Origin of the sequence: Hymenobacter glacieicola (assembly GCF_014640315.1) — a bacterium.
In the GTDB taxonomy this organism is placed as follows: Bacteria; Bacteroidota; Bacteroidia; order Cytophagales; family Hymenobacteraceae; genus Hymenobacter; species Hymenobacter glacieicola.
This window is the reverse complement of the sequence record NZ_BMGS01000021.1, coordinates 1-8,012: the sequence shown is the minus strand read 5'-3', so window position 1 is coordinate 8,012 and position 8,012 is coordinate 1. Positions and strand designations below refer to the sequence as shown.

8 protein-coding genes are annotated in these 8,012 nt (G+C 50.9%); 5 read left to right on the top strand and 3 right to left on the bottom strand.

The window, feature by feature from the left end:
• Window positions 1-736: 736 nt before the first annotated feature.
• Both IEW18_RS21460 and IEW18_RS21455 read right to left on the bottom strand, forming a co-directional pair.
• Window positions 737-1,225 carry a hypothetical protein gene (locus tag IEW18_RS21460; protein ID WP_188559947.1) on the bottom strand — a complete coding sequence of 163 codons (489 nt, stop codon included), beginning with the start codon at window positions 1,223-1,225 and terminating at the stop codon, window positions 737-739.
• Window positions 1,226-1,236: 11 nt separating this feature from the next.
• Window positions 1,237-1,770, bottom strand: a complete 534-nt coding sequence (locus IEW18_RS21455) for a helix-turn-helix domain-containing protein (RefSeq protein WP_188559946.1) — start codon at window positions 1,768-1,770, stop codon at window positions 1,237-1,239.
• Between the two features lie 769 nt (window positions 1,771-2,539).
• Here IEW18_RS21455 and IEW18_RS21450 point away from each other — a divergent pair.
• Window positions 2,540-3,055 carry a hypothetical protein gene (locus IEW18_RS21450; protein WP_188559945.1) on the top strand — a complete coding sequence of 172 codons (516 nt, stop codon included), beginning with the start codon at window positions 2,540-2,542 and terminating at the stop codon, window positions 3,053-3,055.
• An 8-nt stretch (window positions 3,056-3,063) separates the two neighbouring features.
• Here IEW18_RS21450 and IEW18_RS21445 read toward each other — a convergent pair whose 3' ends face one another.
• Complete coding sequence (locus IEW18_RS21445; RefSeq protein ID WP_188559944.1) at window positions 3,064-4,053, bottom strand: replication initiation protein; 990 nt, start codon at window positions 4,051-4,053, stop codon at window positions 3,064-3,066.
• Window positions 4,054-4,551: 498 nt separating this feature from the next.
• On the opposite strand from IEW18_RS21445, the gene IEW18_RS21440 reads away from it, so the two are divergent.
• The 4 genes from IEW18_RS21440 to IEW18_RS21425 all read left to right on the top strand — a co-directional run bounded on the left by IEW18_RS21440 (window position 4,552) and on the right by IEW18_RS21425 (window position 7,319).
• Window positions 4,552-4,821 (top strand): hypothetical protein, encoded by a 270-nt coding sequence (locus IEW18_RS21440; protein ID WP_188559943.1) that lies wholly within the window; start codon window positions 4,552-4,554, stop codon window positions 4,819-4,821.
• A gap of 583 nt (window positions 4,822-5,404) precedes the next feature.
• Window positions 5,405-5,797 carry a plasmid mobilization protein gene (locus IEW18_RS21435; RefSeq protein WP_188559942.1) on the top strand — a complete coding sequence of 131 codons (393 nt, stop codon included), beginning with the start codon at window positions 5,405-5,407 and terminating at the stop codon, window positions 5,795-5,797.
• The gene (locus IEW18_RS21430; protein ID WP_188559941.1) at window positions 5,794-6,741 is read left to right on the top strand and encodes a relaxase/mobilization nuclease domain-containing protein; all 948 of its coding nucleotides are present in this window, start codon (window positions 5,794-5,796) and stop codon (window positions 6,739-6,741) included. Before IEW18_RS21435 ends, IEW18_RS21430 begins: the two co-directional genes overlap by 4 nt.
• A gap of 32 nt (window positions 6,742-6,773) precedes the next feature.
• Window positions 6,774-7,319, top strand: coding sequence for a hypothetical protein (locus IEW18_RS21425; RefSeq protein ID WP_188559940.1), 546 nt, complete (start codon window positions 6,774-6,776; stop codon window positions 7,317-7,319).
• Window positions 7,320-8,012: the final 693 nt, after the last annotated feature.

Sequence of the window (8,012 nt, the reverse complement as noted above, 5' to 3'; positions counted from 1 at the left end):
GGTTTTGCTGCCATAACAGAAGTAAGATACGTCCTTCTTCTGTCCACCTTGCTTAGACCACCTCAGGAAATCCCTTTCGTCTCATTGAATTGTAAGCGCAGCATAGGCGCTACAAACGGAGTTATTAAGAACTCGTGCCCTTTAAAGGGACGCTGGCCTACGCCCAAATGCGCCCCTTCTGCGAAGGCATACTCTCCCCCTATCTGAGCATCCAAGTAGAGGGTTTTTTGTGCTAAAACCTCCCCTGAGCAGGCCCCATAGAGTAAGCTGATAAGTAGGAAATGGTGTAGGCGCATCTAGCTATTGGACGCTGACTCTGACGAGCGTGCGGCACAAAAAACACAAGCAATAGGTAAAATAGAGAGCCGCGAGGGCAGAGCAGGATAAGTAGCTTAAAGCTAGCAACGTACTACGAACAACCACCAAAGAAGCGGAACAATATTTCTTAGCCGGTTATCTGGCCTTAGGCAGCAGGCATTGTGGGATAGATCCTTGGTAAAGTACCACGGTTAGCGAGTAGGGGCAGTGGGGCGGAAAACCGCACTTATTCCGAGGTCGCGCTTATAAGCTACATTATGTTAAGCGACTTTTCTAAGATGCCCCGGGGACTTTCTAGTAGCCTGCAGTAAGGGGAAAGTCCTGTTTAGTATCACATAAAGTAGTGAGCTGTAAGAAACAAAACAGCACCTACTGCAGATGCAGTAGGTGCTGTTTTGTTTCTTACAGCCTAGTGTGATTAAGCTTCCTCCGATTCATCTTCTGAAACTTCAGCTACCGACTCGATCAACGTTGCGGGGTTGATTATAGGAAGGATTGCATCCTCCAGCAATGTGCCAGCAGCTCGAGCGTGCATCAACCCTCTAGTCGTTGAATAGGCGACTCCAACAGCAGAAAGCTTTGTTTCCTCAGAAAGCTTATCCAATGTAAAGCCTTCTGTTTCACCTGCTGATGGGACTAATTCAAAAATATATTCAGCCATAAAGGATGTGTCTATATAACTAGCATCATCCATTTCGAGGTGGCAATGTATTTCAATTATCACCTTTAGATGATAATCATCACGCGTAGCTATATCACACATTATATCATATGTGTATTCCACTACATCATCTACATAGTAAGCCTTACGAGAGTCATTAGGTATATTAAAGCTGAGGACTGTGATATCCAACAACTCTAACTGATCCATAACTTCTTCAGCTTTTATGTCTTTCTTCTTAGGCATTTAGGGTAGGGTTAATAGACAAAATCCCTAGCAGCTCTTCTCATAGAAGAATCTCGGTTAGAACGGGTTTGACGTTCACGAGCTGGTTCTCTCCAAACAGTTGTTTGCCTAGTAGGTACAGTACGAGTTGCTCTATCTGAGTGGGATACAGATTGCCCAATTTTAATTGAATATACATCTCTATGTACTGGGAAGTCACGGAGTTGTAGTTGAGCAGCTTGTGAGGTTACTGTTTGATATAAAGTGACCTTTGGATGGTTATTATAACGTTCAGCTGCTTTTTCTGGAGTCAGTAAGAGGTCTGTTTCTAAAATCTCTTCAATTCTAGCAATTGTGCGCAACGTAAAGTTGTGCATACCTCCAAGCCAGCGGCTGACTAGAGTCTCACTGCAATTCAACTCTGTAGCAAGGTCACGCTGGGACATTTTCTTGCGATCGAGAGCTGCAAGGATCTCGTCACCTATCCCGACTGACTTGGCTACAAAACGATAGCTTCTGTCATTATGGCTTACAATAGGCTCACAATAGTCATCAATTGGCTCCATGTTACAGATTCTATTTTATGATGGATCAGGTACCTCTATTTCCAAGGAGAAAGGGACCGTTAGATCAGGAAGGGTGCAACAGTTAATGTTTAGGGCTTCAAATGCTTCTGCAACAGCGTTCATTAAAAGAAAATGAGGATAGCAATCAGGGCTATCTATCGCAAAATCAGATGTCTTGACCCCTCCATTCCCTAGTATTACAACTCCGTTACAGCAGCGTAAGCAATAGAGTCTAAACTTGGGCCTTCTGTAGTCATACCCAGGAATGGCATGTGCCTTGTCTTCACGTCTGAACAGCTCTAGACGAGCTTTACCTCGTTCCCCCATAAGCTGTATGATAGACCTTATGTCCTGGATAGCACTTTTATGCTCTTCTTCAGGAAAGCGAGCAAAGAATCTACGCGTTTCATGCTGCTGCTGATCTGGGAGACGAACGGAATAGTAACGTATCAGACTCCTGAAAGCCGTGTTGTAAGGAACAATTTCAACCGTAAGCTTCACTTATAAGTTCAGTTCAAAGGTATAAATGCACTTGAAAGGCACAAGGTTTAGTAGAGATAATTCGCGATCTATTTACGCCTAATTCAAATGACCTCAACAGTTGATGCATTCTAATATTGGGTTCAGCCTTAAGATAAGCAAGTAACTGAGTGTAGTATCTCAATATTAGAGGCCCAAAGTGCAGTATTGAATAGAGTAAATGAATCTTAGTTCATTGTAAGACATCATGTAATACCAAATTTTTTAGCGTATCTATGCGTCACACACTGTGTCTGACACATCAATTATGCAGCCCGAGTCTAGTCTGACAGAAACTTCAATTAGTAAGACAGCTCCCGAAATAGGTCTTACTGAAGCTCAAAACGGTAAGACAGGGCCGGAAAGTAATTTTGCTGAAACCAGTTCTAGTAATACAGGGGGTGAAAACAGTGAGAGTGAACGCCTTACAAATAATAAGGCGGCTAAAAAGGGAGGGAGGCCACCTAAGCCGACCAGTAGCACAGCCGTTACTTGGTCTATACGTGGGGTGGAGCGGGAAACTCGCGCTATTATCGAGAAGGCAGCCGAGCGCACGGGTAAGACCTTGGGACAGTATTTAAATGACGACGTACGTAGTTTCGCTCAGGGACAACTTACCCAAGCTGAGGCGACTGGGCAAGCGGTGGCCAGTCCCCGCGATTTGCAGGTGCAGGTGGAGCAGTTAACCCAAATGGTCGAGGGCATTGCCGCTCGTCTAGCTGAGCCGGAGCGCAAAGGATTTTGGCAGCGCGTTTTCGGCAAATAGGAACAATGCTAGTAGCCTTTGACAGGCTTATCGAATAGTGGTCCTCCAGTAGTGGCTTTCTTAATGCCGAGTACAGTGAGCAGCAGCCCTGAAAGGGAGCGGGCGTTAGTATGCTTACCTGTCTTAAGGTCATGCGCAAACTTGTTGCAGGCGACAATGTGCGCCGGGTTACCTAGAATCTGCTCTACTAGAGCAGGGGTAGTAATGCTCAACTGCGTGAGCAGTCTCCCTGCATTCTCGACTTGGTGGGTAGCAGTTCCAGATGCTATGATCGCTAGATTCGGGACCAAGTCGAAGGAAATAGTTGTAGCGGGCACCTGAGGCCTAACTGTAAAAACAATGTTTTGAAATGCTCGGCCTACCTTTTCAAGCTGATAACCAATATGTAGGTCGGTCTTTTCATTAATCTGTTTCACCGCCACATCTAGTACTTTCTTCTTGAACATGGCTAGGATGGTGTACTCTTCGTTGCCTTTATCGTCAGCTAACCCTAGAGTCTTTTTCAATTCTAGGATAGTAACCTTTCTGGTTTGGCCTTTATCCTTCCACTGACTGCAAATCTGATAAATGCGCTTCGCGTGCTTGCTAGGCAGATTCAAAGCCGCATGAACTTGAAACGAGGTAAAGTTATCCTTAAGATCGAACAGGTAAGGGACAGCATATTCATTGAATTCTAGCTCAATAGTACCTGTGCCTAGAATGTAATCAATCCTTTTAAATAACACGAGCTGCCGATACACCTCTTTCCTATTATGCTGGGTGTTGATCTTATGCACTCGACTCATCATCTCTTCAGTAGAGTTTCTCAGCTGTTTGTAGTTGAGTTTCCTATTAGTTAGCTTCTCTAGTTCAGGTACTGAGATTTGATATACATCATCAGGCGAATCTTTGCGCAGCTTAGATAGTAGTACAAGGAAAATGTTGGCCTGAGTTTCCGTGTATTCATAACGAGCATTAGTCAGCGCATTGGCTTGACGTACTTCTAATTCCTTATTCATTGTCTCTATTAACTTAAATAGACAGATAGGCAGCACAATATTACTAAAAGCTAACTATTTTATGTAACTGTTATTAAAAAAGGTTATCTTTAGCTTATAAAAAGTTAGCTATCGACTTATAAAAGGTTAGCTTTCGGGGTAGGCTTAGCTTATGAAAAGTTAGTGTTCGCTTATAAAAGGTTAGTTTCCGCTTATAAAAGGTTAGGCTTTAGCTCCTTAATTATTTGAAAGCCAATCGATTATGAGGCCTACAAATAGACAAATAGATTACAAATAGAAAAACACAATTGTGTTGTATGAAAAAAGGGCTTTTAAAGTGTGGATAAATAGGATTACCGATCAGCAAAAACAGACCAAACAAACACGAAGCCCTTCGACACTGGGCGCGGCACAAAAAAAGCATTAAATCATTGATAATCAAGTGCTTAATTATACTGTCTAGGCCTGCCAAAAGGGGGTTTTGACGCGGTTTTCCGCTCTCTACACGTACTTTGTACCATGGCTGACCATACTTTCCGCTTGACCAATACCCCACTGGGTAATGTGCTGGTCAAGTTCTACCAGATCGAGCCTTACAGCGACGAGGCGTTCACGAAGGCCAAGGCCCGGGAGTTCCTGCAGGCCACGGTGGGCTCGGGCAACGCCTGGAGCCTGGCGCTTTACCAAGGGCCCATTGCTACCAACCCCGTACTACCCGAGGCCATTGCCCAGCTGCACGCACGATGCCCTAATTGTACCGCTGTGCGCATCGAACAGACTTCCGGATAGGAAGAGACCAGCGAGGGGCTGCGAGTGCTGTAAAGACGCTATATTTGCGTTGTCCGAAAACCACGGGCCCTCGTACAAACGGCGACCCGGGCCGCAACCCAGATCGCCGTTATCCTACGGATGCCCGAGCCAGTGGCTAACCACGGCGCGGACTGCTCCCCCCAGCGCTGCCTTGAGCAGCTCAAGGGAGATGCGGAACCAGTTAGTCTGACCAGCTGGTTTCGCCTGTGCACGCTTCCCCATAACTACCAGGTTGTAGGGTGTGCAAACCACCCACTTCCTGAAGCCCTGGCTGTGTCCGCAGCCAGGGCTTCGTCTTTTCAGACGATGCGGTGGCGGGGTGACAACCGTGCAAGTGGAGCGAAGATACCCGGCCTATTCCAGACGAGCAGCTGCTGACGGGGCCGTAGGAAAAGAGTGGGGCAGGGGTTGCGCATGCGTGCGGAGAGCCATACCTTGAGGCGCGGACGGGGTCGTTCTGGCGTTGTTCGCAAGATGTGTTTCCTGAATCGCGCTTCGCGCAACTCAGGAAACCCGTTCGCCCTCCGGGCTCACTACCCTTGCCCCTTCGGGGGCCACCCATATGGAAGAAAACACCCCTGCCAATTCCACTCCCCACCGCCCCCGTAAAGGCGGACGCAAGCCCGGCCCACTGGCCGACAAGCAGCGCCATGTCGTGAGCGTCCGGCTGACCGACGCGGAGCACGAGCGGCTGACCCAGGAGGCCGAGCGGTACCGGCTGAGCCAGGGCGAGGTGCTACGATCCGTATGGCTCAAGCAGAAAACAGCTGCCAAGCTGCAGGCCCCGCCCACGCCCGAGGAGGCGCGGCAGCTGGCGCAGCTGGCCGGCATGGCGGCGAACCTGAACCAGCTTACGAAGCTGGCGCACTTGGGGCAGGATCAACGCACCGGAGCGACCACCGTGCTGGGGCAAATGCACCACTTGCTAAAGCGCCTAACGGGCGAGGCCTCATGATTGGCAAGGTGAAGGTGAACCAGTCGTTCGGGGCCATGTGCCAGTACGTGCTGCAGGAGAAGACCCCGGACAAGGGAGCGGAGGTGCTGGCCGCGCATGGGGTACGCACGGACAGCGCGGCGCACATGGCGGCGGACTTCGACGCGGTGCGGGCCATGCGGCCCACCTTGGGCAAGGCCGTGCTGCACGTGGCGCTGGCCTTCCCGGCCGAGGAAAAGGAGAAGGTAACCCCGGAAGTGATGGGCCGCATTGCCCAGGATTACCTGAAGGGGCTGCAGATCGACCCCGAGAACACGCAGTGGGCGGTGGTGCGGCACCAGGACAAAGCCCACCCACACATGCACCTGGTAGTGAACCGGGTGGATCTGGACGGGCAGACAGTGAGCGACCAGTTTATCCGCTCGCGCAGCGTGGACGTGTGCAAGAGCATCGAGCAGCAGTACGGGCTGATCGTGGCCGACCAGGTGGGCCGCAAGCAGGCCCGCGAAATCGGCCCGACCCCTAAACAGCAGCAGGCCACGACCCCGAAGGAGGAGCAGTCGGCGGAGTGGAGCCGTGCCCGGCAGGAGATTGGCCGCGCCCTGAGCTACACGGCGGGCCAGGCCCGCAGCTTCGACGAGTTGCGTGAGGCGCTGCAGGCCCGCGGTATCGGGCTGGAGCTGACCCGGCGCAAGGACGGGAGCCCGGCCGGGGTGGTGTTCGCGCAGGACGGCCACCGGGTGAAGGGCAGCCAGGTCGGGCGCGAGTACAGCGCGGGGAACCTGGAGAAGGGCTTTGCGAAGGTCCGGGAGCTGGGCCAGGAGCCGGCCCAGGCCTTACAGCAGGTGGGCCAGGACTATGCGCTGGCGAAGCTGGCAGCCGAGTACGCCCAGGCCAAACAACGGCAGCAGCCCGAACGCACACCGGGCCAGGAGAAAAGCCGGGGCCTGGGTATCGGTGAATGAAGTAATTCTATCTATTTTACTAGTAACAACTTATGCAAGAGCTTTTTGAAGATATCACGGCCATCCGGAAGGGAATTGAAGCGCTGAGTAAACGGGTGCAGGAACAGGGGCAGCCGGTGAGCCAGGCGCAGGTGGCGCAGCTGCTGCAGGAGGCCAAGCAGGGCACGCGCTTCACGATTAACTATGAGGGAGTGGCCCAACAAATTCAGCCCCACCTGACGACCCCAGAGAAAGTCGAAACGACGCTGGCAACGGGGACTAAGCAGTTAGAGCAGGTGGTGAACCGGATCCCTAAGAGTGTGCCCGTCGTGGGCCAGGTATGGGGGTTCACCGACTGGCGGCTCTTATTTGGCGTCGTGGTGCTCGTGCTGGGGCTGACGGTGGCCACGGTCTATGCCTGGCAGGCCAAGGCAGAGCGGGATAAGGTCGCGCAGCAGGTCACCAATATTGCAGTGGCCTACCGGGATTCCTTGCGGCGAGAGCGGACGCAGAACGATTGGTTGGTGTCGGGCTATTTGCGGCTTAACAAGGTTAATCCCGCTCTAGCGCGTAAGACCTTTCAGCGGCCCGCTAAGTAGATTTTATACACTATTCTTCTCCTACAGTGAGAGAAGGACGGCGCTAATTTCTATTGTAAGGAGCAGGTGACTTAAACGTTTTAAGCCGAATAGGGATGGCGGCTAGTACTCCTATACCGGATCCTCGGACTCGTAGTTTGATAGCCCCCTGGCCGCTATTGTATGTGTATTGCACCGGGACCTCCATCATGGTCGTAAGTCCTTGATTAAGGAAGACGGTTACATTCACTTTCTCTTTGCCCAACCGATATACTCGAGCAATGGCACCAGCGGTCAGATACCCTCCCCAGTGACGTACTATCGCGGGTTGCTGACGAAAAATAATGGTGTCCTGTGGAGATACTAAGCCGGCATTTAAGCTACAGGACTCACAGAAGCCTCGTACATAGTTCACGCCACCGCCAGCAAATAGATCTATTTTCAAGGAAAACAGATATAACTCCTGTTCCGAATTGACTTCCTTAAAGTCGAATCGGGTAAGGGTGCGGTTGAACAAGACGGGTAGTCTATCCAGATAAACGCTGACAGCGTGCCCTGCGTAGCCGCCACCGTAAGAGCCATAACTTATGGATTTAGGAACCTGCAACTTATATCCCCAGCCCAATCCGCCGCCGGAATAGCCTATGGATGAGGTGGTCTAGTTAAGCCGGCCAGAGTTGGGACGTTGTTTGAAGCTGGGTTTCGAAGTGGTTG